Here is a 26,050-nt window from a genome sequence, read left to right as displayed (position 1 = left end):
TCGCTCGGCAAGGATGCAGCAAGTACTTACCCGTCGAGGAACCGCCGCATGTCCCGTGCCGTTGATCGTATCCTGCGCCCTAGCCTGATGGCCCTGGCCATTGGTCTGGCTGCCCCACTGGCCAGCACTGCCCTGTCGGCCGCCGAGCAATCTGCTCCGCGCGCCTACAACCTGCCCAGCGCGCCGCTGGCCAGTACTCTCAACCAGATCGCCAGCCAGGCCGGCATCGCCCTGGCCATCGACCCCGCACTGGTCAACGGTCGCATTTCGGCCCCTGTAAGCGGCCAGTACGACGGCCTCGGCGCCTTGCATGCAGCCTTGCTCGGCACCGGCTTGCAACTGCAGCAGAGCAGCGTCGGCAGCTACAGCCTGGTGGCCGTGCCGGACGGCAGCCTGGCCTTGCCGGAAACCACGGTGAATGCCACCAGCGCGAGCGAAAGCGCCTGGGGGCCGGTCGAAGGCTACCTGGCCAAGCGCACCGCTGCTGGCACCAAGACCGACACCGCGCTGGTCGAAGTCCCCCGGTCAATCTCCGTGGCCACCCGCGAGCAGATGAAAGACCGTGGCGTGCATAGCCTCGACGACGCCGTGCGCTACATGCCGGGCATCGTCTCTGCCAGCTTCGGCAGCGACACCCGTTATGACTGGATGCGCGTGCGCGGCTTCGAACCGACCCAGTTCCTCGATGGCCTGCCGCTGCCCCGCGGCGTGTACGCCAACCCGAAGGCCGAAACCTGGAACCTCGACCGCCTTGCACTGCTTCGGGGCCCGGCATCCTCGCTGTATGGCCAGACCCCGCCCGGTGGCCTGCTGGACATGGTCAGCCGCCGCCCACAAGCAGAGAGCGAGCACGAAATCGAGCTACAGTACGGCAGCGACAACCACCGCCAGATCAATTTCGCCAGCACCGGCAAGATCGACGACGAAGGCCGCTTTCTGTATGGCGTCAGTGGTGTAGTCCGCGATGGCGGCACGCAGATCGACCATATCGACGACAAGCGCTACAACATTGCCCCAAGCCTGACCTGGAACATGGACGAGGACACCACGCTGACCTTGCTGACCCAGTTCACCCGCGACGATACCGGCGCCACCAGCCAGTTCCGCCCGATCCAGGGCACCAAGATCGACATGCCGTTCGGCAAGATCTCCCACCACAAGAACCTGGGTGACCCGGACTACGAGTTCTACGACCGCACCTACTACGCGCTTGGTTATGCCTTCGAACACCGCATCAACGACGTGTGGCAGTTCCGTCAGAACCTGCGCTACACCAAGACCGACCTGTCGTTCCAGACCATCACCCCGGGCAGCTACAACGCCAGCTCGCCGCCAGTACAGGACGATGGCACAGTCAGCCGCATATCGACCAACACGGACGAAGACATCAGCCAGTTCGCCGTGGACAATAACTTCCAGGCCGACTTCGCCACCGGGGACATTACCCACACCCTGCTGCTTGGCCTGGATCACCAGCGCATCAACACCAACTACCTGTCGATCTTCGACTTCAACGTGCCGGCCAGCAACGTGATCAACCCGGTGTACGGGGTGCCGATCACCCGCCCTGACCGCTCCACGGCGTTCTACGACTACAACCAGAAATCCCGCCAGACCGGCCTGTACGTGCAGGACCAGATGGCGCTTGGCAACTGGCGGCTGACCTTGGGCGGCCGTGAAGACTGGGTGCACACCGGTACCAAGTACTTCAACCAGGGCGATGCCACCAATACACAGCGCGACAAGAAATTCAGCGGCAACGTGGCCATCAGCTACGTGTTCGATTCGGGCTTCGTGCCGTATCTTTCGTATGCCGAGTCCTTCCAACCTGCCAGCAATGCCAGCGCTTCTGCGACCGAATCGTTCAAGCCGACCGAAGGCCAGCAGTGGGAGCTGGGCGTCAAGTACCAGCCACCGGGCTCCAACACCCTGCTTTCGGCCGCTGTGTATGACCTGACCCAGAAGAACGTCTCGGTCACCAACAACGTGGGAGGCGTAACCGTCACCAGCCAGACCGGCGAAGTGAAAGTCCACGGCCTTGAGCTTGAAGCGGTTTCCGACGTTACCGAAAACCTGAAAGTGATTGCAGCTTACACCCTGGCCAAATCTGAAGTGCAGGACGGCCTCTACAAAGGTAACCGCCTGCAATTGATGCCTAACCAGCAAGCCTCGGTATGGAGTGACTACACCTGGCACTCCGGCGTGCTCGACGGCTTCGGCATCGGCCTGGGCGCGCGCTATACCGGCAACACCTACGGTGACCAAGCCAATACCTACCTGGGCAAGGCCAAGGCCTACACCGTGTTCGATGCATCGGTGCATTACGACCTGGGTCGCCTGAACAGCAGCCTGAAAGGTGCGTCGGTGGCGGTCAATGCCACCAACCTGCTGAACAAGGATTACCTCTCTACCTGTGACTCGTACTACTGCTACTACGGCGATGAGCGCAGCGTTGTCGCCAGCGCCACTTACAAGTTCTGAGTGAGCGGGGGCCGCTTTGCGGCCCCACGATCCAACAGACAACAATCGGTACCGTGATGAAAAGCCTAACCATCCGCCGCTGGTCCGTGATCCATACCTGGAGCAGCCTGGTCTGTACCCTGTTCCTGTTGTTGCTGGCACTCACCGGGCTGCCGCTGATCTTCCACCACGAACTCGAACACCTGCTCGGCGACGCCCCCGAACTACGTGAAATGCCAGCTGGCACCCCGCACCTCGACCTGCAGCAGCTTGTACTGAAAGCCGAACAACACCGTCCCGGCGAGGTGGTGCAGTATTTCGGCTACGAGGAGGACGAACCCAACGGCGTGGTGGCTATCACCGCCGCTACCGCTGGCACCGACCCCAACCTGTCGCACACCTTCATGCTCGACGCCCGCACTGGCGAAGCAGTGGCCATGCCGGCTGCCAATGGCGGCTTCATGATGATCATGCTGCGCCTGCACGTGGACATGTTCGCCGGCCTGCCCGGCAAGCTGCTGCTGGCCTTCATGGGCGTGCTGTTCATCGTCGCCATCGTCTCCGGCACCGTGCTCTACGCGCCGTTCATGCGCCGCCTGCAGTTCGCCACGGTACGCCACGACAAGTCCCGCCGCCTGCGCTGGCTCGACCTGCACAACCTGATCGGCGTAGTGACCCTGGCCTGGGCGCTGACCGTGGGGGTGACGGGCGTGATCAGTGCGCTGTCCGACCTGGTCATCGCGGCCTGGCGCAACGACAGCCTGGCAGCGATGGTTGCACCCTACCGCGACGCCCCGCCGCTCGTCGATCGCGCCCCAGCCACTCGCCTGCTGGAAATTGCCGAACAGGCCGCCCCCGGCATGCGCCCGGACTTCATCGCTTTTCCAGGCACGCGTTTCTCCAGCGAGCACCACTATGCGGTATTCATGAACGGTGCCACACACCTGAGTTCGCACCTGTTCACGCCGGTCTTGATCGATGCTCGCACCCTTGCTGTGACTGCCGTAGGCGACCGTCCCTGGTACATGGATGCCTTGGGCCTGTCGCAGCCTTTGCATTTCGGCGATTACGGCGGGCGACCAATGCAAATCCTCTGGGCTTTGCTGGACGTGCTGACCATCATCGTGCTCGGCAGCGGCCTTTACCTGTGGTGGGGCAAGCAGCGCAAGCCCAGGGAGGCGCGCGCATGAGCCACAGGTCGCAAGCCACTGCACGCCTCTTCGCCTGGCCAGCGTTGATTGCCATGCTTGGGTTCCTGGGCCTGTTCGCCGCACTGCTCGGCGACGGTGGCTGGGACGTTCTGGCATGGGCCGGCCTGGGCCTGCCGGCCCTGTTGAGCCTGCGCGGGCTGCTGTGGCGTCGGGGGCGCTAGCCCGCTACCGCCACGCAACCGCAGGTATTGCCAAGCATGGGGTTTTCCTCAACCAAGGACCCGCCCCATGCGCCCCCTCGAACAACTGGAACAGATCGACCGACAGATCAGTGAGCTGCTCGGCGGCCTTCCGACTGTTGACCTTCAGCACCCCATCAGTCCCGACACACGCACCTGGCTACACGGCGAACTGGCCAGCTTCTGGACCACGGCCGATGAGCAGGGCGCAACCCCACGACAAAAGCTGCTGGCACTGCGCAAGGCGCTGATGCTGGCCGAGGTTGAATTGCGCCTGGGCGACGAGACCTTAGGCTACCGCTCAGCCGATCAACTATGGGCCTGCCTGCAACAGCCACTACCCTCCCAGCGCAGGCATATGCCACTGGCCAAAAGGCCACAGGTCTACCGCGTTCTGCTGGAAGGCCTACGGCCCAACTGGCGAAGCTACCTGCCAGGCACACTGATCATCGTTGCCGGCACCGCCGAGGGCCACATGCTCACGCCTCAGGATGCCGCAGGCGCTGCCTTGCTGTGCAGCCTGTCACAAGGCATCGAGGCCTTCGACTCCCTTGACGCACTGCACCAGGAGCTTTGCGAACGTCTGGAAGACCCACTCCAGAGCAAACCGCTGCTTCATCTGTACACTGACCCGCAGGCGGACCGCGCTCGCCGGTCACAGCGCCTGCGCTATGACTGGTACGCCGACAGCCTGCTGGAGGCCCAGATCGACAGTGTGATAGAAGCCCAACGCCAACGCCTGAGTGACACCGGCTTGTGGAGCAACGGCTCACCCGACCAGCACACCCGAATACATAAAGCCCTGGCGCTAGGGCACGAAGTCGGCGCCAAACCCATCCTGCAGACACGTTACTCCCGATTGCTTGAGAAGAACCTGCCGAACTGGCTGCGCAATACCTCTGCGCAAGGCCTGAGCCATATGATGCAGGCGATGCAAGAGCTGGTGGCAATCGCCGAGCAGGCTGCCGCCCCGGGAGTGCTGAGCCTCAACGACTTCAAGCAACGCAATAGCCTGCTGGGCTGGGCCAACGCACGCCTTCGCGAGCGCCTGAGCCATGAGCTGGGGTACGCCGCAGATCCACGCGATATCAAGATCGTGGTCGTGCGTGCCCGCCGCACTGGCGCCATCATGCATCCCTTCGCCATCTCATCCTATGTCACCTACGCAGGCATGCGACGCGTGGGCGACGAGATGGTGGAAATGGTCGAGGAAATCAACACCCTCGAAGAGATCGCCCTCAAGAATTTGCCGTGGTTCGATACCGACTACTGGCTTACGGCCCGAGTGACCCATGCCCATGGCAAAGTCTTGCCCGCCGGGCTCACGCCGCAATATGTCAAGCACATGGTCAGGGAACTGAACGTGGGTGACAGTTACGCAAAGTACCTGCACACCCAACTGATCAGTTCCAGAGCGGGCAAATGGCGCCTCACTGCGCACAGCAAGCTCAACCGTGCACGCATGCGCGCTGAAGCCGTCAAGGCGCGCTACGCAGGGCACTTTGGCGAAGACCCTTTCGAACACGGCTACAACTGGGTGCGCGCAGTGTTGGACCAACCACACAATGCCTTGCGTGCGCCGGTAGCCGGCTACCCGGTCACTGTCCGGCAGCTGAACATCATGGGCCATACCCTGCAGGGCGTGCTTCTGCTCAACAGCATCACCTACAAGTCTCCGGCATGTGTGCTGTACACCCCGGATGCCCCGGACCGCAGGGCCTGGCGCCGTTTCCGAACAACCCGCGAACTGCTCCGCACATTGCGCCAACAGCCCGCGTTGAAAGCCTACGTGGCCCAGCGCCTGCCATTACTGCCTGCCGCCACGGTGCAGCGGCTGCTGGACAAGGGGCGCATGAGCACGCATTTGACGACCCCCGAGATCAAGGACGACCTTTTCTTCGACTACTACATGGCCGAAGCCCGGGCGCTGATCGCTCAGGCCGATGCCGATAGCATGACGACCAGGGAAGTGAACGTGGAATCGGTCATTGTACTGAGCTGGCGCTTACTGGACTTGATCAGCCTGCTGCTGCCGAACCGTGCGCTGCTGGTGCTTTCGATCGGCCGCATGGCAATCGATATCTGGGACGGCGCCGAGGCCTTCAAGCAAGAGGATGTCGAAGGGATGATGCGACATGCCTATCAGGCGCTTAGCCACCTCAACGATGCCGGTACCAGCTTTCTGGGTTCCAGAGTGCTACGCCGATCCCTGCGCGGGATCCCCAAACAACCGCCACTGCCGCTGCCCGCACGCCTCCAGGTAGAACCGGGCAGCAGCAGCCTGCGCTATCGCATAGACGGTATCTACGGTGAAGGTGTATACGAGCAAAGCTCGGCGTTTGGCGGGCAATCGCTGTACTTCGTCAAGGACAACGACAACCGCTATTACCAGGTCAGCTTCGATGGCTACCGCTGGCGGGCCATCGACCCTGGCCAGCCAGACGCCTACCTGCAGCAGCCGCTCAAGCGCAAGGCCGACGGGCAGTGGGTCATCGACTCACCGGTACTCTGGTACGACGGGCTCCCCGACCTGAAGCAGTTACTGGAAGACTGCTACCTGCAAGTGCCTGTGGCCGGCCTGCCACTGAACATCGAACAAGGGCTCTTCGAGGCTGACGATCAGTTGTACCTGGGGCTGGAGAACGGGCAGTTGCCGGTACGCCGCCACCTGCTGCCGGATCATTACCACTTGCAGATGGCTAGCCCCAACAATGCCGGGGTGGTGCCATGGGCGGTGATGCGTCACGAAAACGGCCAGTGGCTGATACGCGTTCGCCAGGCAGGGCGCAGCAGTGACTGGCTGACACTGCCAGACCAACCACCGCCAGCGCAATGAAGGCTCGAACCGGCTGCCTTACTCGACCAGTTTTGGCAAAAGCCGGTCCAGTCGCTGATGCAAGGCACTGCCACTCGGCCAGTTGCGCAGCAGCCGTGCCCGGTCACGGGCATAGGCCGGAGCGAAGCTGAGCTGGGTGGCGTGCTGGCACATGGCATCAAGGTCGATCAGCGACCACTGGCCGTTGTGCCAGAACAGGTTATGGCCTTTGAAGTCCCCGTGGCTGATACGCTCGCGAATCAGTTGCTGCATCACATGGACCAAGGCATCCACCTGCTCCTCGGGTGCATCGCCACTTTCGACGTAGGGCGCGAAGCATGCCGTCAGGTCCGGGCCGTCGACATATTCGGTGACCAGATAGGCACGGCTACGCAGGCCCAGCACCCGCTGTTCCAGCACCGCGAGAGGGCGTGGCGTGGCGATGTCGAGAAACTCCAGGCGGTGGCCTTCGATCCATGAATGCCACGCCCGGCTAGGGCGCCAGAAGCGCTTGAACCAATGCGCGGTGTTCTTGATGTTGTAGCGTTTGATCACCAGCGGGCGACCATTCACCTCGATGCGCGCCACGCTGGCAGCACCACCGGTCTTGTATAAATGGCCCTGGTCGATCAGCGCATCGGCCTGCTCCAGTACCGGCTGCATGGCCTGGACCTCACTGCGGCGGATAGCCTGCAAGCCCGAGAGGGTGCGCTGCACGCTGAACAGGCTGCACTCGCGGCCAGCCTTTTCCAGGTAATCCTTCTGGCGCCAGTTACGGACCTTGTCCACCTGTTTCTGCAGGGCCTCCAAGGGTAACGCATGCTCGGCGTTGGCCAGCAGGTAGTGCACCAGCAGCTCTTCGATGAAGGGCTCCAGCCGTTTGGGCAGTTGGGCGAAGAAGACCCCGAGGTTTTCCAGCACCCGTGGGCGCGACAACTGCTGGCCAGGCGTTTCCGCCTTGATGCCAGCGCCGTCGATCAGGTAAAGCTTGCCGCCGTGGCGCAGCAGGTTATCCAGGTGCAGGTCTTCCTGCCACAAGCCCTGGGCATGCATACGCGCTACGGCGGTCAGCGCTTCGCCCAGCACCAGGTGCTGCTCGTCGGCCAGCACCGGCTGGGCTTCTACCGCCGCCCAGGCGTCAGCCAGGCTTTCGGCGCCATCGAGGAACTCGAACAGCAGCCAGCCACCCTCGCCTTCCTTGAGGCCGTCGGCCAGCAATTTCGGCGTGGTCAGACCCTGTTCGGCCAGCAACTTCACACCCTGCAACTCACGCTGGAAATGCCTGGCGGCATTCCCGCCAACCAGCAGCTTGGCCAGCACCGGGGTACCACGCCATACGCCAGCACCCACATAGCGCTGGCCCGGCAATACGCGCAGCAGGGTCAGCAGTTGCAGGTCGGCACTGCCGGCGGCATCGGCCAGGTTGATACTCAGGGGTAGCGACGGGCTGCGCCCGGCATCCTTCAGTTCAGACAAACGCATCAACGGGCCTCTTTTTCACGACGGCGTTGCGTCAGGCGTTGTAGCCAGGTATCGACCAACGAGCTGTCGGCCGGTTGTACCAGGTAGGTGGCCAGCAAGGTGCGCACATCCTGCTCGCTCCATACCTGGGCGCGGCGCAGCAGCGGTTCCAGGTCCTTGAGGCGGTCACGCATACCGAACAGCAGCGGCCGGGTCTTTTCCAGGTCGATCAATTGCGCGTCCCAGCCTTCGCGGCGTTGGCGCAGGAAAATGTGCTTGGGGTAGAAACAGCCGTGCACCTGCCCGGCGCTGTGCAGGGTGCGCGCCAGCTGGCCGCAGGCCTGCAGGATGCCCGTACGCTCGGCACTGCCCAGTTGCGGCCATTGCGCCAGCAGGCTGTCGAGGTCAGTCCATTCGTCCAGGGCACGCGTCATCAGGATCGCCCGGTGCTTGCCAGCCTGTTTGCGCTCACCGTAGAACACCGCTTGCAGGGCCGGAATGTGCAGCTTCTGATAGCGGCTGATGTTGCGGAATTCGCGGGCGAAGGTCGGCTCGCCAAAGGGCCTGTGCAGGGTGCGGGTCAGGTAGTCGCTCTGGCGCTTGAGGTAATAACCTTTGCCTTCGAGTTCCAGGCGGAACACGCTGCTCCAGCCGCCACGGCCGGTGTTGGGTTCATCCACGGCGTCCAGTTGCAGCGCCCACAGCGCCTCGAAATCGTCCAGGCCATGGCGTTTGAGCAGCGCGACGTCCGCGCTGGCCAGGTAATCGGTCATTCCCTTCCCTCGAAAAAGCCCAGCACCTGGCGAATGCGCTTCTTGTCGCGCACATTCAGTCGGTCACGGCCACGGTATTGCAGGTAGAAGCGCAGGCGCTGGGTGGCCGACAGGTGGTATTTGGCCACTTTGTCCAAGCATGCCAGGTCCTTGATCATCCGGTGCCGCCACATGAAGCCGCGCCAGAAGTCGCCGGTGGGGCAGTCGATGAAGAATAGCGTGCCCTGGTCATCGACCAGCAGGTTGCGCCACTTGAGGTCGTTGTGGGCGAAGCGGTGCTCGTGCATCACCCGGGTATGGCGTGCCAGCTGTCGGCTGAGGTGGTCGACCCAGGCGCGGTCGGCCAGGCGCGCATCGTTGCGCTCGGCGAGTGCCGACAGGTCTTCGGTATTCGGCAACTCGCGGGTGATCATCGCCCCACGACCAAAGGCCAGGCCCTTGCGCTCCAGCCCCCAGGCCACCACTTCGGCCGTGGGAATGCCCCACTTGGCGAACTGCTTGAGGTTCTGCCATTCAGCCTTGATGCGCGGACGACCCAGGTAGCGGCGCATGTGCTTGCCGGCGCCGGTATAACGTTTGACGTAATAGTTGACGCCGTCACGCTCGATGCGCACCACCTCGCTGAGCGGGTCGCGGGTCAGGCGTTCGCCTTTGATGGCAAATACTGCATCGAGGCTGCCGAAGTCCGCCGCCAGGTGTTCGTAGCCCGGCGCCAGTGTCCAACTCGCCATCAGAGTGCGTCCCCATAGCGTTGCTTGCGATCGTAGAGTTTCTGCGCCTTGCGCTCCAGCCAGGCAAGCAGAGCAGCTTCGTCCTTGAGGACCTGCCGCAGCGGGCGCTGGAAGTAACCACGCAGGAAGCGCAGCTTGTCCCGTTGCGTCAGGCCGATGTCCAGCGCGGAGAAATACAGCGCCGCCAGGTCCTTGTCGCGCCAGCGCCGGCTGATTGTCGCCCGGGTTTGCGCGCGGTGCAGGTCGATCACCGACAGCTTGAAGTCATCCGCCGTCACCGGGCGGTCGGTGTGCAGCAGGAAGTGGCAGATGTAGCAGTCACGGTGGTTGACCCCGGCACGGTGCATGCCACCGGTCATCTTCGCCACCTCGGCAATCAGCGCACGCTTGAGGCGTGGCTGTGGCGGCTGCCTGACCCAGTCGATGCTGAAGTCTTCCAGGCTGATGGTCGGCGCCAGCTCTTCGGTGATGATGAACGAGTGCTGCGCGGCCGGGTTGCTGCCGCGCTCGCCGTAGGCGACTGCGGTCATGGTCGGCACGCCCACTTCATGCAGCCGCTGGATCGCCCGCCATTCCTGGCCGGCGCCCAGCACTGGCAGCTTGGCAGTGAACAGGTTCTTGAAGATCTCGCCCCAACCGATGCCGCGGTGGATCTTGACGAAAAAGCCTTCGCCAGCCACCTCGGTACGCAGCGTGCGGCGCCCTTCCAGCTCGCGATAGACCTCGCCTTGCAGTTCCTCCACGGCGTCGAAGGCATCACGCCCGGCCCACAGGCGTTTGAAGGGTTCGGCCAGGATCAGCTTCATGCGGTTTTCTGCCCCAGGATCACGTCGGCAGCATGCTGCGGCATGCTGTACAGATCGGCGGTTTCAGCAAATGCCAGGCCGTTGCGCGACCAGTTGGCGCGGGCCTGCGGGTCTTCAAGCATACGCTGCAGGTAGCCGTTGAGCTGGTCCTGCTCGAACGGTTCATCCAGCACCAGGCCACTGTCGGCCTCGGCGATGTAATGGGCGTAGCCGCACACCTTGGATACCAGCACCGGCAGGCCGGCCACCAGCGCCTCCAGAAGCACCGTGCCGGTGTTCTCGTTGTACGCCGGGTGAATCAGCAGGTCGGCGCCCAGCAGGAAGCGCGGAATATCACTGCGGCCCTTGAGGAACTGCACCTGGTCGCCCAGGCCCAGGGTGGCGCTTTGCAACTGGAACACCTTGGGGTCGTCCTGGCCGATCACCATCAGTCGGGTACGCTTGCGCAGGGTCGACGGCAGCGCGGCCAGCGCCTTGAGGCTGCGGTCCACACCTTTGGTCTTGAAGCCCGAGCCAATCTGCACCAGCAACAGGTCGTCATCGTCCAGGTTGAATTCCTTGCGGAACTCGGCACGGATTTCGGCAGCATTGGCGGGTGCACGACGGTCCTGGGAAATGCCAGGCGGCAGCAAGTGGAAGCGTTCTGCCGGGGTTCCGTAGTGCTTGACGAACAGCGGCTGCTGCACTTCGGAAATCATCAGGACTTCGGTATGCGAGTCCTTGGCGAACACCGCGCGCTCGTATTCGGCAAAATGCCGGTAGCGGCCCCAGCGGCGGTACAGGCCACCACGCAGGGTCTGTGCCTTGTCCTCGAAGCAGCCGTCGGCGGCGTAGTACACGTCCAGCCCCGGCATCTTGTTGAAGCCGATCAGGCGGTCGACCGGGCGCTTGGCCAGGTCGGCGGCCATCCAGGCACTGAGCTTCTCGTTGCGGCGGTGGTTGAAGATCGCCTTCACCGGCGCCACCAGCACTTCGAAGCCCGGCGGAATGTCACCCTCCCAGATCAGCGTATACACACGGATCTGGTGGCCCCGCTTCTGGCATTCCAGGGCAATGCGCATGAAATCACGCTGCAACCCGCCGAAGGGGAAATATTTGTAAAGTACGAAAGCCAGTTGCATCAACGGACATCCTCAGCCAGCAGCAACGCGCTCAAGCGGCTCGCCACATGCTCGGGATTCAGGCGAGTGAAGCACAGCGGCCACTCGCGTTTCAGATCGAACCGGGCCAGGTCATCGGCGCTCGGTTTGTAGGTGCACTTCTTCTGCAGGCAGGGAGCGCAAGGCCAGTCACTGGCCTGGTGAATCTGGGTCCGTCCGTAGGCGCCAGTCAGGCCGGGATTGGTCGGGCCAAACAGCGAAATGGTCGGCACATCGAGTGCCGCGGCCAGGTGGCCAAGGCCGGTATCGACCGCCACGCAGGCCTTTGCCGCCGCCAGTACGCGCGCGACGCCGGCAAGGTTCAATTTGGGGAGTACCTGGCAGTTGTTCAAGCCCTGAGCAATGCGCTCGGCCCGTGCCTTCTCGGCAGGGTTGCCCCACGGCAGGCGCACTTCCAGCTTGCGCCGGCCCATGCGCTCGGCCAGTTCGCGCCAGTAGGCTTCCGGCCAGTGCTTGGTCGCCCACGTGGTGCCATGCAGGAACACCACGTAAGGCGCAGCCGGCGGCAGTTGCAGGCGTTCCAGGTCGAGGCCGTAGTTGCCGATGCCTTCTGGCAGGTCATAGGCCAGGGCCATGGCGAACAGCTGGCGCACGCGCTCGACCGCATGCTGGCCGGTGGCAACCGACAGGCGCCGGTCGTAGAAGCGGCTGGCCCAGCCTTCACGGGCGGAATAGCGGTCCAGGCCGGCTACCGGAGCCTTCACGTAGCGGGTCAGCCAAGCCGACTTGACCAGGCCCTGGGCGTCGATCACCAGGTCGTACTTGCGCTCGCGCACACGCTGCTTGAACGCCTTCCACTCGCCACTCTTGATGGTTTGCCAAAGGTTCTTGCGCCAGCGGCGAATGGCCACCGGAATAACCTGGTCGACCGCCGGGTGCCAGCTGGGGATTTCGGCAAAGCCTTCTTCCACAACCCAATCGAAGCGAATGCCCGGGATGGCGTGTGCGGCATCGGTCAGTGCCGGCAGGGTGTGGATCACATCCCCCAGCGACGAAGTCTTGATGATCAGAACCCGCACTTAGTCGACCTCGGCCACGGTGTCGATAAGGTCCGGCCCGCTCAGGCTGTGCAGGGCGGCGATGACCTTGCCCGGGTCCAGCAGGCGCAGGCAGTTGTAGTGGCCGAAGCGGCAGGTGCGGTCGAAGCAAGGGCTGCACTCGATACCGGTGCGCACCACCTCCACCTGCTCGGCCAGCGGCGGGGTGAAGCCGGGCGAAGTCGAGCCGTACACCGCCACCAACGGTCGGTTCAGCGCGGCCGCCACGTGCATCAGCCCGGAGTCGTTGGACACCACGGCATGCGCGCAGGACATCAGGTCGATGGCCTCGGCCAGCGAGGTTTCCCCTGCCAGATTGGACGATTCCTCACGGAAACCCGGAATAAGCCGGTCGCGGATCTGCTCACCGACCGGGTGGTCGTTCTTGGAGCCGAACAGCCAAACCTGCCAGCCCTGGCGGATCATCGCGTCGGCCACGGCGGCATAGTGTTCGGCGGGCCAGCGCTTGGCTTCGCCGAACTCGGCACCGGGGCACAGCGCCAGCACCGGGCGATCCAGCTCCAGGCCGAACTTGGCCAGGGCGGCCTCGCGGCTTTGTGCTTCGATCTGCAAGCTGGGGCGCGGATACGGCTGCGGCAGCTCGGCGCCCGGCGCGTAGGCCAAAGCCATGAAACGCTCGATCATCAACGGGTAACGGGCCTTGTCCAGCTTGCGCACGTCATTGAGCAGGCCGAAGCGCATTTCCCCGCGCCAACCGGTGCGTTTGGGGATGCCGGCGAAGAACGGAACCAGTGCCGACTTCAGCGAATTGGGCAGCAGGATGGCCTGGTCGTACTGGCCGGCCAGGGATTTGCCGATGCGCCGCCGCGTGGCCAGTTCCAGCGCGCCGTGGCCGAGCGGGAAGCTCAAGGCCTGGCGCACTTCGGGCATGCGTTCGAGGATCGGCCGGCTCCACTCAGGGGCCAGCACGTCGATCACGCAGTCGGGGTGCTGCTGTTTCAGGCACTGGAACAGGGTCTGCGCCATCACCATGTCGCCGACCCAGCTGGGGCCAATGATCAGTATTCTCATGCTTAGTCCAGAAACGCTCGGGGAGGCTACAGACTGCGGTACAGCCTGGCCTCCCCTCTTTATATTCAGGCTATGTGGCGGACAGTGTACCACTCAGGCAGATCCATGGCTGATCGCAGCCCCTGTGGGAGCGGGTTCACCCGCGAACACGGGCGAAGCCCGTGCCAGACACCGCGGTGCCTGCTTCGCGGGTAAACCCGCTCCCACAGGGCCTGCGGCGCCTTCAGGTCAACCCCAGTTCACCCCATATCCGCCGCACTTCACGGCGTTCATCGGCAAACTGCGTCGCATCGATCACCCCGGCCTGCTTCTGCAGGGCCTGGCGGTGCGAGGCCGAGCGGAACGCCTTGTACACTTCACGCAACAGCACCGCGTCACTGGCCGGCATCAAACCTGCCTGCTCCAGCTCTTCCAGAATGCGGATGTTATCGGTCCATCGCAGTATGGCCGGGTGGTCATGGGACCAGGCCAAAGCGGCGTATTGCACCATAAATTCGATATCGACGATACCGCCGGCATCCTGCTTGATATCGAACGGCGCACCGGCTTCAAAGGCATTGGCGGCAGTGCCGGCCATAGTGGCCTTGGTGCCGAGGTTATCGCGCATCTTGGCGCGCATCTCGCTCACTTCGCTGCGCAGCTTTTCCAGGTCGCGGGCCTGGCCCAGTACCTTCGCACGCACGCCTTCGAACGCTGCGCCTACCTGCTTGCAACCCACCAGCACCCGTGCCCGTACCAGCGCCTGGTGCTCCCAGGTCCAGGCTTCGTTCTGCTGGTAGCGCTCGAACGCGCCCAGCGAGCTGACCAGCAAGCCCGAAGCGCCGGACGGGCGCAGGCGCATGTCCACGTCATACAGCTGACCCGAGTTGGTCTGGGTGGTCAGCAGGTGGATGATTCGCTGGCCAAGGCGCGTGAAGAATTGCGCGCTGTCGATCGGCTTGGCACCGTCGGTTTCTGCCTGCGGATCGCCGTCGTGGATGAACACCAGGTCCAGGTCCGAGCCGTGGCCCAGCTCCAGGCCACCCACCTTGCCGTAGCCAATGATGATGAAACCCGGGTCGCACAGGCTGCCGTCGCTGCGCTTTGGCTGACCGTGGCGGGCCACGGTCTGGCGCCAGGCCAGCGCCAGCACTTGGTCGAGGATCGCTTCAGCCAGCCAGGTCAGGTAGTCGCTCACCTTCATCAATGGCAGGTTGCCGCTGATTTCCGAGGCCGCCACGCGCAGGCTGTGGGCCAGCTTGAAGTGGCGTAGCGCCTCCATCTGCTGCTCCAGGTCGTCCTCGGGAATGCGCGTCAGGCGTTCGCGCAGCTCGCTGGCCAGCTCTGGCGCCAGCGGCGGGCTGAACAGGCGGCCTTCATTGAGCAGTTCGTCGAGCAGCAGCGGGTAGCGGGCCATCTGCTCGGCAATCCAGGGGCTGGCGGCGCACAGGGTGAGCAGACGGCGCAGTGCTCCCGGGTTTTCGGTCAGCAGTACCAGATAGGCCGAACGCCGCGCCACTGCCTCGACCAGCGGCAATACTCGCTCAAGCACCAGGTCAGGGTTTTCATGCTCCACCGCCTGCGCCAGCAAGCGCGGGATAAAGGCGTCCAGGCGCTCACGGCCGATACGCTGCATCGAGCGCAACTGCGGGCTGGAGCGCAGCGCAGCCAGGCGCCGCAGCGCTTCGACAGGCTCCTGGAAACCGGCCTCCTGCAGTTGGCGGCCGGCGGCCTCCTCGTCTTGGGCCTGCTCCCACAGCGGCGACCATTCGCCGCCCACCACCAGTTCGCTGTCGCCGTCTTCATCATCCGGGTCGGCGATTACCTGGCGGAAGTGCCAGTCGATCCGACCACGCCAGTACATCAATTGATCGTGGAAACTCTGCCAGTCGGCAAAGCCCAGGATGTACGCCACCCGCGCCTGGTCGGTCTCGCCCTCAGGCAGCATCTGCGTCTGGCGGTCGGCAATGGCCTGGATGGCGTGCTCGGTATACCGCAAAAACTCATAGCCCTCGCGCAACTCGGCCACCACCGCTGGCGGCAGGTAGCCTTGGCCTTCCAGGGTGGCCAGCACCTTGAGCAACGGCCGCTGCTGCAGACTGAGGTCACGCCCGCCGTGGATCAACTGGAAGGCCTGGGCGATGAACTCGACCTCACGAATACCACCGGCACCCAACTTGATGTTGTCGGCCATGCCCTTGCGCCGCACTTCCTGCTGGATCAGCTGCTTCATGGTGCGCAGCGCTTCGATCGCGGAAAAGTCCAGGTAACGGCGGTACACGAACGGCCGCAACATCTCCTGCAACTGCGCACCGGCCGCCTGGTCGCCAGCCACCACCCGTGCCTTGATCATGGCGTAGCGTTCCCAGTCGCGGCCCTGGTCCTGGTAGTACTGCTCCAGGGCATTGAAGCTCAGCACCAGTGCACCGGCCGAGCCATACGGGCGCAAGCGCATGTCGACACGGAACACGAAGCCGTCGACAGTCACCGGGTCCAGTGCCTTGATCAGCCGCTGGCCCAGGCGGGTGAAGAACTCCTGGTTTTCCAGCGAGCGCTTCACGCCTTCGGTTTCACCGCCTTCGGGGAAGCCGAAGATCAGGTCGATGTCCGAGGACAGGTTGAGCTCAACCGCCCCCAACTTGCCCATGCCCAGCACCACCATGTGCTGCGGTTTGCCGCTGCGGTTGCCGATGGGCGTGCCGAACTGCTGGCAATGGCGCGGGTACAGCCATTGGTAGGCTTCGTCGATGGCAGCATCGGCAAGGTCCGACAGATCGCGGCAGGTTTCGCCCAGCTCGGCCTGGCGGGTGATGTCGCGCCAGATGATGCGCACCTGCTGGCGGTTGCGCGCGCGTCGTAGGTTGCGCGCCAGTTCGTCCTCGCTCTGCGCCGCCTGGGCAGCCTCGGCAATTTGCCCGCGCAGCTCACCCGGGGCGTAACGCCGCTCCAGCTCGCCACTGGCCAGCAGGGCAAACAGCATGGCCGGGTCGCGCTGTGCCACCCCCAGAACGAAATCGCTGGCGGCGGCGACCTGATCGAACTGTTGCCAATGGGCCGGGCTCCAACCATTCAGGTCGAGATCAGGGTGGACGGCCACGGCATCGCTGATGAACTGACGGTTGCGAGTGACCAGCGGCTGCAAGCTGGCAGGCAGATCTGAGGGCAAAGGTAGGCGCATGGTCTATCCTTGATCGGCGTGAAATAGAGGGGAAAAAGCGGCCAAGGGGAAGCCGGACCACGGTTGGACTGTCGTACAAAAGTTGGAAATAGCTGAAAAAAACGAAAAATTGGCAACAAACATCAAGAAGCACCTGTTCGCGACACAATGCCAACCAACATGAACGTTTTTCCTCACAAGCGAAGGTGCGACCAAACGTCGCACAAATGTAGTTTTACTACTACTCATGTCGTGTAAAAGCATGAAATGCGAAAGCAAATGTAGTAAAACTACAACGCGCCGGAAGACACCCCGGTAATCCAAGAATTCACGACGTCTGCCCATAAGGCCAGTCGCAACTTCAGGCAATCGATTCTGGTTGCCTTTCCGCCCTGGAGCAAGCCATGCAAGACCTCGATCCAATCGAAACCCAGGAATGGCTGGATGCCCTGGAGTCGGTCCTCGACAAAGAAGGCGAAGACCGCGCTCATTACCTGATGACCCGTATGGGCGAGCTGGCCACCCGCAGTGGCTCCCAGCTGCCGTATGCGATCACCACGCCATACCGCAACACCATCCCTGTCACCCACGAAGCACGCATGCCTGGCGACCTGTTCATGGAACGCCGCATTCGCTCGATGGTGCGTTGGAACGCCCTGGCCATGGTCATGCGCACCAACCTGAAAGACTCGGACCTGGGCGGACACATCTCCAGCTTCGCCTCCAGCGCCACCCTGTACGACATCGGCTTCAACTACTTCTTCCAGGCCCCGACCGAAGAACACGGCGGCGACCTGATCTTCTTCCAGGGCCACGCTTCGCCAGGCGTCTACGCCCGTGCTTTCATGGAAGGCCGCATCAACGAAGACCAGATGAACAACTTCCGTCAGGAAGTGGACGGCAACGGCCTGTCTTCGTACCCGCACCCATGGCTGATGCCTGACTTCTGGCAGTTCCCGACCGTTTCGATGGGTCTGGGCCCGATCCAGGCCATCTACCAGGCCCGCTTCATGAAGTACCTGGAAGCGCGCGGCTTCATCCCGGCCGGCAAGCAGAAGGTCTGGTGCTTCATGGGCGACGGCGAGTGCGACGAGCCGGAATCCCTGGGCGCAATCGCCCTAGCCGGCCGCGAGAAGCTGGACAACCTGATCTTCGTCATCAACTGCAACCTGCAGCGCCTCGACGGCCCGGTGCGCGGCAACGGCAAGATCATCCAGGAACTCGAAGGCGTGTTCCGTGGCGGTGGCTGGAACGTCAACAAGGTTGTCTGGGGCCGTTTCTGGGACCCACTGCTGGCCAAGGACACCAACGGTGCCCTGCAGCGCCGCATGGACGAAGTCATCGACGGCGAGTACCAGAACTACAAAGCCAAAGACGGCGCGTACGTTCGTGAGAACTTCTTCAATACTCCAGAGCTCAAGGCCATGGTCGAAGACCTGTCCGACGAAGAGATCTGGAAGCTCAACCGTGGCGGCCACGACCCATACAAGGTCTACGCGGCTTACCACCAGGCTGTGAACCACAAAGAGCAGCCGACCGTCATCCTGGCCAAGACCATCAAGGGTTACGGTACCGGTGCCGGCGAAGCCAAGAACACCGCGCACAACACCAAGAAGGTCGACGTCGACAGCCTGCGTCACTTCCGTGACCGTTTCGACATCCCGGTCAAGGATGCCGACCTGGAAAACCTGCCGTTCTTCAAGCCGGAAGAAGGTTCTGCCGAAGCCAAGTACCTGGCCGAGCGCCGTGCTGCCCTGGGCGGTTTCGTGCCTCAGCGCCGCGCCAAGAGCTTCAGCGTGCCGACCCCGCCACTGGAAACGCTGAAGGCGATCCTGGACGGCTCGGGCGACCGCGAAATCTCCACCACCATGGCCTTCGTGCGTATCCTGGCGCAGCTGGTCAAGGACAAGGACATCGGCCAGCGCATCGTCCCGATCATCCCGGACGAAGCCCGTACCTTCGGTATGGAAGGCATGTTCCGTCAGCTGGGCATCTACTCGTCGGTCGGCCAGCTCTACGAGCCAGTCGATAAAGACCAGGTGATGTTCTACCGCGAAGACAAGAAGGGCCAGATCCTCGAGGAAGGCATCAACGAAGCCGGCGCCATGTCGTCGTTCATCGCTGCCGGTACCTCGTACAGCTGCCACAACCAGCCGATGCTGCCGTTCTACATCTTCTACTCGATGTTCGGTTTCCAGCGTATTGGCGACCTGGCCTGGGCCGCTGGCGACAGCCGCACCCGTGGCTTCCTGATCGGCGGTACCGCCGGCCGTACCACCCTCAACGGTGAAGGCCTGCAGCACGAAGACGGTCACAGCCACATGATGGCGGGCACCATCCCGAACTGCCGCACCTATGATCCTACCTACGGCTACGAGCTGGCGGTGATCATCCAGGACGGCATGAAGAAGATGACCGAAGAGCAACAGGACATCTTCTACTACATCACCGTGATGAACGAATCCTACCAGCAGCCAGCCATGCCGGCCGGTGTCGAGGAAGGCATCATCAAGGGCATGTACCTGCTGGAAGAAGACACCCGCGAAGCCGCGCACCACGTACAGCTGATGGGCTCCGGCACCATCCTGCGCGAAGTCCGCGAAGCGGCGAAGATCCTGCGTGAAGAGTTCAACGTCGGTGCCGACGTGTGGAGCGTTACCAGCTTCAACGAACTGCGTCGCGACGGCCTGGCCGTAGAGCGCGCCAACCGCCTGAAGCCTGGCCAGAAGCCACAGCAGACTTACGTCGAGCAGTGCCTGAACGGTCGCAAAGGTCCGGTCATCGCCTCGACCGACTACATGAAGCTGTTCGCCGAGCAGATTCGCCAGTGGGTACCGAGCAAAGAGTTCAAGGTCCTGGGTACCGACGGTTACGGTCGCAGCGACAGCCGCAAGAAGCTGCGTCACTTCTTCGAAGTCGACCGCCACTTCGTGGTGCTGGCTGCCCTGGAAGCCCTGGCTGACCGTGGCGAGATCGAACCCAAGGTTGTTGCAGACGCTATCGTCAAGTTCGGTATCGACCCGGACAAGCGCAACCCACTGGACTGCTGAGGAGTATTTTTAAGTGAGCGAACTCATTCGCGTACCTGACATCGGCAGCGGTGAAGGTGAAATCATCGAGCTGTTCGTCAAGGTCGGTGATCGTATCGAGGCTGACCAGAGCCTGTTGACCCTGGAGTCCGACAAGGCCTCCATGGAGATCCCGGCCCCCAAGGCCGGCGTCATCAAGGAACTGAAGGTCAAGCTGGGCGACCGCCTGAAAGAAGGCGACGAGCTGCTGGTCCTGGAAGCCGAGGGCGCCGCTGCTGCGGCCCCTGAGGCTCCGGCCGCTGCCGCTGCTCCGGCTGCTGCTCCAGCGCCAGCCGCTGAAGCCGCTCCTGCTGCTCCGGCCGCCGCCCCGGCTGCTGCCAGCGTGCAGGACATCCACGTGCCGGACATCGGCTCGTCGGGCAAGGCCAAGATCATCGAAGTACTGGTCAAGGTCGGCGACACCGTCGAAGCCGACCAGTCGCTGATTACCCTGGAGTCCGACAAGGCCTCCATGGAAATCCCGTCGCCGGCTGCCGGCGTGGTCGAAGAAGTGCTGTGCAAGCTGGAAGACGAAGTCGGCACTGGCGACCTGATCTTCAAGCTCAAGGTTGCTGGCGCTGCGCCTGCTGCAGCGGCTCCAGCAGCTGCTGCCCCGGCCAAGGCTGAGGCTGCTCCGGCTGCCGCACCTGCTCCTGCTGCTGCCCCGGCCGCTGCCGCTGCACCGGTTGCTACCGCACCGGCTGCCGGCAGCAATGCCAAGGTTCACGCCGGCCCGGCGGTTCGCCAGCTGGCCCGTGAATTTGGTGTCGACCTGGGCGCTGTTGCCGCCACCGGTCCGCACGGCCGCATCCTGAAAGAAGACGTGCAGGTGTACGTCAAGGCGATGATGCAGAAGGCCAAGGAAGCCCCGGCAGCCGCTGGCGCAACCGGCGGCGCCGGCATCCCGCCGATCCCTGCCGTGGACTTCAGCAAGTTCGGTGAAGTGGAAGAAGTGGCCCTGACCCGCCTGATGCAGGTCGGTGCTGCCAACCTACACCGCAGCTGGCTCAACGTGCCGCACGTGACCCAGTTCGACTCCGCCGACATCACCGAGCTGGAAGCCTTCCGCGTTGCGCAGAAAGCCGTGGCCGAGAAAGCTGGCGTGAAGCTGACCGTGCTGCCTCTACTGCTCAAGGCCTGCGCCTTCCTGCTGAAGGAACTGCCGGACTTCAACAGCTCGCTGGCGCCAAGCGGCAAGGCTGTGATCCGCAAGAAGTACGTGCACATCGGCTTTGCCGTGGACACCCCGGACGGCCTGCTGGTCCCTGTGATCAAGAACGTCGACCAGAAGAGCCTGCTGCAACTGGCTGCCGAAGCCGCTGCACTGGCCGAGAAGGCGCGTACCAAAAAGCTGTCGGCAGACGACATGCAAGGTGCCTGCTTCACCATCTCCAGCCTCGGCCACATTGGCGGCACCGGCTTCACGCCGATCGTCAACGCGCCGGAAGTGGCTATCCTGGGCGTCTCCAAGGCGACCATGCAGCCGGTCTGGGATGGCAAGGCCTTCCAGCCTAAGCTGATGCTGCCGCTGTCGCTGTCCTACGATCACCGTGTGATCAACGGCGCTGCCGCCGCGCGCTTCACCAAGCGCCTGGGCGACGTGCTGGGCGACATCCGCACCATGCTGCTGTAAGCCAGCACACTGCCCCTCCTTGCGAGGGGCAGTACCCTTTTCGAGCTGCCACGCTCGTACCTCAACCCCGTCGATTGGCGGGGCTTTTTTTTGTCCGGCGAAAGTATTCGGTCTCCCAGGCGCCGAAAATCTGAAGGCGATCTAAGATTTCAGCCCCACGAGCCGATAACCTATCCACAGCATCGCACATGGCCGCTTGCCAGCCTTCAGTACATGATGCAACCTTGCCAGACCCGCTGCGGTCCTACTCAGCGTTCCCTCTTCAAGCGAGCCTTCGATGAAAAGCCAACCCGATGCCGCCAGCCGTGTGGCGGCCGAGGTCGTCACGCAGTTACCCGTGCCCTCGCGGCTCGGCATGCTGCGTTTCGAAAGGCTCAACGAAGCCACCTGGGGCATGCTGTACCTGGACCCGGCCTGCGAACGCCAGTTCGGCCTGCACGCTGGCGAGCTGTGCGCCCTGGTCGACGCGCCATACGCCAGCCTGATGGAACCCGAAGCACGCTACCGCCTGCACGACGAGATCCAGCTGCAACTGGCCCGGCGCGGTTACTACCGCGTACGCTACACCCTGCACACCCCCAGCACCTCGCTGCGCCTGCTGGAAGCCGGTGAAGCCTACAAGCAGCACAACCGCCAGCTGTTGCGCGGCTACTTGAGCGTGCTCGATGACCAGCAGGAAGATGCCGGCGAACCGGGCGCAAGTGACCTGGAATCACGCAACAATCGCCTGCAACTGGCCCTGCAATTGAACCAGCGCGCCCAGCAGGAACAGCTGGAACACCTGGAGCGGGTACGCGGCCAGCAGGACCTGATACTGCGCTTGGCCCGCCAGCGCTACAGTGCCGGCAACTCGTTGCTGGAAGCCGCCCAGCTGATCACCCAGAGCGCCTGCGAAATCTACAAGGTCGACAGTGCCAGCATCTGGCACCTGGAAGACCAGCGCCTGGAGCCGATCATCGCCTGGTACCGCGATGCGCAGGAGCATCGCCAGCCCGAGGCTATCGATGCAAGCTGCTTCCCCGACTACCTCGACGCGCTGCACACCAGCCGCGCCATCGACGCCCACAACGCCGGCCACGACCCGCGTACCCGTGACCTGGCACAAAGCCTGCGCCCGGAAAACAAGGCCATGCTCGACGCCAGTATCCGCGTCGATGGCCAGGTGGTCGGCGTGCTGTGCCTGGAGCAGACTGGCCAGCCGCGGGCCTGGCAGTCGGACGAAATCGCTTTTGCCGGCGAACTGGCCGACCAGTTCGCCCAGGTCATTACCAACCATAACCGGCGTGCGGCAGCCAGCGCCCTGCACCTGTTCCAGCGAGCGGTCGAGCAAAGTGCCAGCGCGTTCCTGCTGGTCAACCGCGATGGCCGGGTGGAGTACGTCAACCCAAGCTTCACCGCCATCACCCAGTACAGCACAGAGGAAGTACAAGGCCGCCACCTGGCCGAGCTACCGGCGCTGGAAAACCTCAGCGAGCTGCTGTTCGACTCGCCGTCGAGCCTGGCCATGGGCAACAGCTGGCAGGGCGAATTCAAGAGCCGACGCAAGAACCTCGAGCCGTACTGGGGCCAGTTGTCGATTTCCAAAGTCTATGGCGACAACCGTGAGCTGACCCACTACATCGGCATCTACGAAGACGTCACCCAGACCAAGCTGGCGCAGCAGCGCATCGAGCGGCTGGCCTACACCGACAACCTGACCAACCTGGGCAACCGCCCGGCGTTCATCCGCAGCCTCGACGAGCGCTTCGCCCGCGACGGTGAGACCTCGATGTGCCTGCTGCTGGTGGACATCGACAACTTCAAGCGAATCAACGACAGCCTTGGCCACCAGACTGGCGACAAGCTGCTGGTCAGCCTGGCCCGGCGCCTGCGCAACAGCCTGCATGCCGGCGGCATCCTGGCCCGGTTTGCCAGTAACGAGTTCGCCGTGCTGCTCGACGACACCAGCCTGGAAGATGGCCATGGCGTTGCCATGCAATTGCTGAGCACCCTCGACAAACCGATGTTCGTCGACAACCAGCTGATCAACGTCACCGCTTCGGTAGGCCTGGCCTGTGCGCCGCTGCACGGCACCGACCCGGCCAGCCTGATGAAAAATGCCGGCCTGGCATTGCACAAGGCCAAGGCCAACGGCAAGCATCAAGTGCAAGTGTTCACCGAAGTACTCAATGCCGAAGCCAGCTATAAACTGTTCGTCGAGAACAATCTGCGCCGCGCGTTGACGCAGAACGAGCTGGAGGTGTTCTACCAGCCCAAGTTGTGCCTGCGTAGCGGCCGCCTGCTGGGCCTGGAGGCGCTACTGCGCTGGAACCACCCCGAGCGGGGCATGATCCGCCCGGACCAGTTCATCAGCGTGGCCGAGGAAACTGGCCTGATCATCCCCATCGGCAAATGGGTGGTGCGCCAGTCGTGCCGCATGAGCCAGCAACTGCGCGAGGCTGGCATGGGCAACCTGCACGTAGCCATCAACCTGTCGCCCAAGCAGTTTTCCGACCCTGACCTGGTGGCGTCGATCAGCAGCATCCTCAAGGAAGAAGCCCTGCCCCCGCACCTGCTAGAGCTCGAGCTGACCGAAGGCCTGCTGCTGGAAGCCAGCGAAGATACCCACCGCCAGCTGGACGAGCTCAAGGCCCTGGGGCTGACCCTGGCCATGGACGACTTCGGCACCGGTTATTCGTCGCTGAGCTACCTGAAGAAGTTTCCGATCGACATCCTCAAGATCGACCGTAGCTTCATCAACGAGATCCCCGATAACCAGGACGACATGGAAATCACCTCGGCGGTGGTGGCCATGGCGCACAACCTGAAGCTGAAGGTGGTGGCCGAGGGTATCGAGACGCCGGCGCAGCTGGCGTTCCTGCGTCGGCATCGCTGTGATGTGGGCCAAGGGTACCTGTTCGACCGGCCGATCCCTGGCCGCGAGCTGGCCGAGCGGCTGAAGCGCTACCCGCGTGGACCAGTGGCCTGACAGCGGCGTAATCCTCGGGCACTATAGAAGCCATTCGGGCCCCTTCGCGGGGCAAGCCCGCTCCCACAAGTTCGCGTCTGAACACCAATCCTGTGGGAGCGGGCTTGCCCCGCGAAGGGCTCAACACCTATCCAACTGAAAAACAGAGGAACGGCTATGGTCCTGCGTTCGGAAATCCTGGTGAACAAAAACGTCATGCCAACCGCGGAGCAGGCCCTGCCTGGCCGCGAAACGCCAATGAACCTGCCCGAGTTCCACTACGTCTTCAAAGACACCCCACTGCTCGGTCCGTTCTTCGAAGGCGCCATCGACTTCGCCATCTTCGGCCTGGGTTGCTTCTGGGGCGCAGAACGCCGCTTCTGGCAGCGTGAAGGGGTGGTCAGCACCGTGGTCGGCTATGCCGGCGGCTTCACCCCCAACCCCACCTACGAAGAAGTTTGCTCGGGCCTGACCGGCCACACCGAAGTGGTGCTGGTGGTGTTCGACAAGGACAAAGTCAGCTACCGCGAACTGCTGGCAATGTTCTGGGAGCTGCACAACCCCACCCAAGGCATGCGCCAAGGCAACGACATTGGTACCCAATATCGCTCGGCCATCTACTGCACCAGCCCAGAACAACTGGAACAGGCCAAGGCTAGCCGCGACGCTTTCCAGGCCGAGCTGAGCAAGGCCGGCTTCGGTGAAATCACCACCGAGATCGACCAAGCGCCGACCGTTTACTTCGCCGAGGCCTACCACCAACAGTACCTGGCCAAGAACCCTGACGGCTACTGCGGCATCGGCGGCACCGGCGTGTGCCTGCCACCAAGCCTGCAAGGTAACTGAAGCATGAGCACGATGACCCTGTTCCACTCGCCGTTGTCGCCTTTCGTGCGCAAGGTCATGGTGGTGTTGCACGAAACCGGCCAGCTTGATCGAGTGCAACTGCAGCCGGTTAACATCAGCCCGGTGAGCGGCGACCCGCAGCTCAACCAGGACAACCCCATCGGCAAAATCCCGGCCCTGCGCCTGGAAGACGGCACCGTGCTGCACGACAGCCGGGTCATCTGCGAGTACCTCGACCTGCAGCACGTCGGCCTGCCGCTGCTGCCGCGTGAAGGCTCGGCGCGCTGGCGGCGCATGACCTTGGTATCACAGGCCGATGCGATCATGGACGCGGCGGTGTCGAGCCGGTATGAGAGCTTCCTGCGGCCAGAAGACAAGCGCTGGGATGGCTGGCTGCAGGCGCAGGGCGACAAGATCCGCCGGAGCCTGGCCAACCTGGAGCAGGAGCACCTGCCTGAGCTGATGTCCGGCTTCGACCTGGCAGCGATTGGCGTGGCCTGTGCGCTGGGGTACCTGGATTTGCGTCAGCCGGAGTTTGGCTGGCGTGAACGCCAGCCTGGGTTGGCGGCGTGGTATGCCGAGGTGGCCAAGCGGCCGTCGATGGTCGCCACATCTCCAGTGGCCTGACAGGGCCTCTTCGCGTGCCCGCTCGCTCCCAAACCTGGGGGAGCGGCCAGGCACGCGAAAGCTTCACCTGGGTATCACAGGAAACAGCTGCCCAATCCTGAAGGCCAGCCACCGCCCGATCTCTCTGT

General features: G+C 63.3%; 17 protein-coding genes. 9 read left to right on the top strand and 8 right to left on the bottom strand.

Features of this window, described 5'->3' with window-relative positions:
* Positions 1-48 precede the first annotated feature (48 nt).
* The 4 genes from OO258_RS12010 to OO258_RS11995 all read left to right on the top strand — a co-directional run bounded on the left by OO258_RS12010 (position 49) and on the right by OO258_RS11995 (position 6,686).
* The gene (locus OO258_RS12010; RefSeq protein WP_266030637.1) at positions 49-2,481 is read left to right on the top strand and encodes a TonB-dependent siderophore receptor; all 2,433 of its coding nucleotides are present in this window, start codon (positions 49-51) and stop codon (positions 2,479-2,481) included.
* 56 nt (positions 2,482-2,537) lie between these two features.
* The gene (locus tag OO258_RS12005) at positions 2,538-3,650 is read left to right on the top strand and encodes a PepSY-associated TM helix domain-containing protein (protein ID WP_266030635.1); all 1,113 of its coding nucleotides are present in this window, start codon (positions 2,538-2,540) and stop codon (positions 3,648-3,650) included.
* On the top strand, positions 3,647-3,832 hold the full coding sequence (locus OO258_RS12000; protein ID WP_266030633.1) for a hypothetical protein: 186 nt from the start codon (positions 3,647-3,649) through the stop codon (positions 3,830-3,832). The genes OO258_RS12005 and OO258_RS12000 overlap by 4 nt, the downstream gene beginning before the upstream one ends.
* A gap of 67 nt (positions 3,833-3,899) precedes the next feature.
* Entirely contained in the window at positions 3,900-6,686 is a 2,787-nt protein-coding gene (locus OO258_RS11995; RefSeq protein ID WP_266030632.1) for a dermonecrotic toxin domain-containing protein, read from the top strand.
* Positions 6,687-6,704: 18 nt separating this feature from the next.
* On the opposite strand, the gene OO258_RS11990 is transcribed toward OO258_RS11995, so the two are convergent.
* From OO258_RS11990 to glnE, 8 genes are all read right to left on the bottom strand, one after another.
* Positions 6,705-8,147, bottom strand: coding sequence for a lipopolysaccharide kinase InaA family protein (locus OO258_RS11990; protein WP_266030630.1), 1,443 nt, complete (start codon positions 8,145-8,147; stop codon positions 6,705-6,707).
* Positions 8,147-8,899, bottom strand: a complete 753-nt coding sequence (locus OO258_RS11985) for a lipopolysaccharide kinase InaA family protein (RefSeq protein WP_266030628.1) — start codon at positions 8,897-8,899, stop codon at positions 8,147-8,149. The genes OO258_RS11990 and OO258_RS11985 overlap by 1 nt, the downstream gene beginning before the upstream one ends.
* Complete coding sequence (locus tag OO258_RS11980; protein WP_110745903.1) at positions 8,896-9,630, bottom strand: lipopolysaccharide kinase InaA family protein; 735 nt, start codon at positions 9,628-9,630, stop codon at positions 8,896-8,898. The genes OO258_RS11985 and OO258_RS11980 overlap by 4 nt, the downstream gene beginning before the upstream one ends.
* Complete coding sequence (rfaP, locus tag OO258_RS11975) at positions 9,630-10,436, bottom strand: lipopolysaccharide core heptose(I) kinase RfaP (protein ID WP_110745904.1); 807 nt, start codon at positions 10,434-10,436, stop codon at positions 9,630-9,632. Before rfaP ends, OO258_RS11980 begins: the two co-directional genes overlap by 1 nt.
* Positions 10,433-11,557, bottom strand: coding sequence for a glycosyltransferase family 4 protein (locus OO258_RS11970; RefSeq protein ID WP_266030626.1), 1,125 nt, complete (start codon positions 11,555-11,557; stop codon positions 10,433-10,435). The genes rfaP and OO258_RS11970 overlap by 4 nt, the downstream gene beginning before the upstream one ends.
* The gene (waaC, locus tag OO258_RS11965) at positions 11,557-12,615 is read right to left on the bottom strand and encodes a lipopolysaccharide heptosyltransferase I (protein WP_266030623.1); all 1,059 of its coding nucleotides are present in this window, start codon (positions 12,613-12,615) and stop codon (positions 11,557-11,559) included. Before waaC ends, OO258_RS11970 begins: the two co-directional genes overlap by 1 nt.
* Positions 12,616-13,665, bottom strand: a complete 1,050-nt coding sequence (gene waaF / locus OO258_RS11960; RefSeq protein WP_110745907.1) for a lipopolysaccharide heptosyltransferase II — start codon at positions 13,663-13,665, stop codon at positions 12,616-12,618.
* 223 nt (positions 13,666-13,888) lie between these two features.
* On the bottom strand, positions 13,889-16,822 hold the full coding sequence (gene glnE, locus OO258_RS11955; protein WP_266030621.1) for a bifunctional [glutamate--ammonia ligase]-adenylyl-L-tyrosine phosphorylase/[glutamate--ammonia-ligase] adenylyltransferase: 2,934 nt from the start codon (positions 16,820-16,822) through the stop codon (positions 13,889-13,891).
* 383 nt (positions 16,823-17,205) lie between these two features.
* On the opposite strand from glnE, the gene aceE reads away from it, so the two are divergent.
* From aceE to OO258_RS11930, 5 genes are all read left to right on the top strand, one after another.
* On the top strand, positions 17,206-19,851 hold the full coding sequence (gene aceE / locus OO258_RS11950; RefSeq protein WP_110745909.1) for a pyruvate dehydrogenase (acetyl-transferring), homodimeric type: 2,646 nt from the start codon (positions 17,206-17,208) through the stop codon (positions 19,849-19,851).
* Between the two features lie 13 nt (positions 19,852-19,864).
* Positions 19,865-21,502, top strand: a complete 1,638-nt coding sequence (gene aceF, locus OO258_RS11945) for a dihydrolipoyllysine-residue acetyltransferase (protein WP_266030619.1) — start codon at positions 19,865-19,867, stop codon at positions 21,500-21,502.
* A 277-nt stretch (positions 21,503-21,779) separates the two neighbouring features.
* Positions 21,780-24,470, top strand: a complete 2,691-nt coding sequence (locus OO258_RS11940) for a putative bifunctional diguanylate cyclase/phosphodiesterase (protein WP_266030617.1) — start codon at positions 21,780-21,782, stop codon at positions 24,468-24,470.
* Positions 24,471-24,626: 156 nt separating this feature from the next.
* The gene (gene msrA / locus OO258_RS11935) at positions 24,627-25,295 is read left to right on the top strand and encodes a peptide-methionine (S)-S-oxide reductase MsrA (protein ID WP_110745912.1); all 669 of its coding nucleotides are present in this window, start codon (positions 24,627-24,629) and stop codon (positions 25,293-25,295) included.
* Positions 25,296-25,298: 3 nt separating this feature from the next.
* Entirely contained in the window at positions 25,299-25,922 is a 624-nt protein-coding gene (locus tag OO258_RS11930; RefSeq protein WP_266030614.1) for a glutathione S-transferase, read from the top strand.
* The last annotated feature ends 128 nt before the right edge of the window (positions 25,923-26,050 follow it).

It is taken from the genome of Pseudomonas sp. DCB_BI (genome assembly GCF_026240995.1).
Classification (GTDB): Bacteria; Pseudomonadota; Gammaproteobacteria; order Pseudomonadales; family Pseudomonadaceae; genus Aquipseudomonas.
This window is presented reverse-complemented; position numbering and strand designations above follow the sequence as displayed.

Coding starts and splice junctions, on each gene's coding strand:
- OO258_RS12010 (WP_266030637.1), top strand. CDS start 49: ATGTCCCGTGCCGTTGATCGTATCCTGCGCCCTAGCCTGATGGCCCTG.
- OO258_RS12005 (WP_266030635.1), top strand. CDS start 2,538: ATGAAAAGCCTAACCATCCGCCGCTGGTCCGTGATCCATACCTGGAGC.
- OO258_RS11980 (WP_110745903.1), bottom strand. CDS start 9,630: ATGGCGAGTTGGACACTGGCGCCGGGCTACGAACACCTGGCGGCGGAC.
- glnE (WP_266030621.1), bottom strand. CDS start 16,822: ATGCGCCTACCTTTGCCCTCAGATCTGCCTGCCAGCTTGCAGCCGCTG.
- aceE (WP_110745909.1), top strand. CDS start 17,206: ATGCAAGACCTCGATCCAATCGAAACCCAGGAATGGCTGGATGCCCTG.
- OO258_RS11985 (WP_266030628.1), bottom strand. CDS start 8,899: ATGACCGATTACCTGGCCAGCGCGGACGTCGCGCTGCTCAAACGCCAT.
- waaF (WP_110745907.1), bottom strand. CDS start 13,665: ATGAGAATACTGATCATTGGCCCCAGCTGGGTCGGCGACATGGTGATG.
- OO258_RS11990 (WP_266030630.1), bottom strand. CDS start 8,147: ATGCGTTTGTCTGAACTGAAGGATGCCGGGCGCAGCCCGTCGCTACCC.
- rfaP (WP_110745904.1), bottom strand. CDS start 10,436: ATGAAGCTGATCCTGGCCGAACCCTTCAAACGCCTGTGGGCCGGGCGT.
- OO258_RS11970 (WP_266030626.1), bottom strand. CDS start 11,557: ATGCAACTGGCTTTCGTACTTTACAAATATTTCCCCTTCGGCGGGTTG.
- OO258_RS11940 (WP_266030617.1), top strand. CDS start 21,780: ATGAAAAGCCAACCCGATGCCGCCAGCCGTGTGGCGGCCGAGGTCGTC.
- OO258_RS11995 (WP_266030632.1), top strand. CDS start 3,900: ATGCGCCCCCTCGAACAACTGGAACAGATCGACCGACAGATCAGTGAG.
- OO258_RS12000 (WP_266030633.1), top strand. CDS start 3,647: ATGAGCCACAGGTCGCAAGCCACTGCACGCCTCTTCGCCTGGCCAGCG.
- msrA (WP_110745912.1), top strand. CDS start 24,627: ATGGTCCTGCGTTCGGAAATCCTGGTGAACAAAAACGTCATGCCAACC.
- OO258_RS11930 (WP_266030614.1), top strand. CDS start 25,299: ATGAGCACGATGACCCTGTTCCACTCGCCGTTGTCGCCTTTCGTGCGC.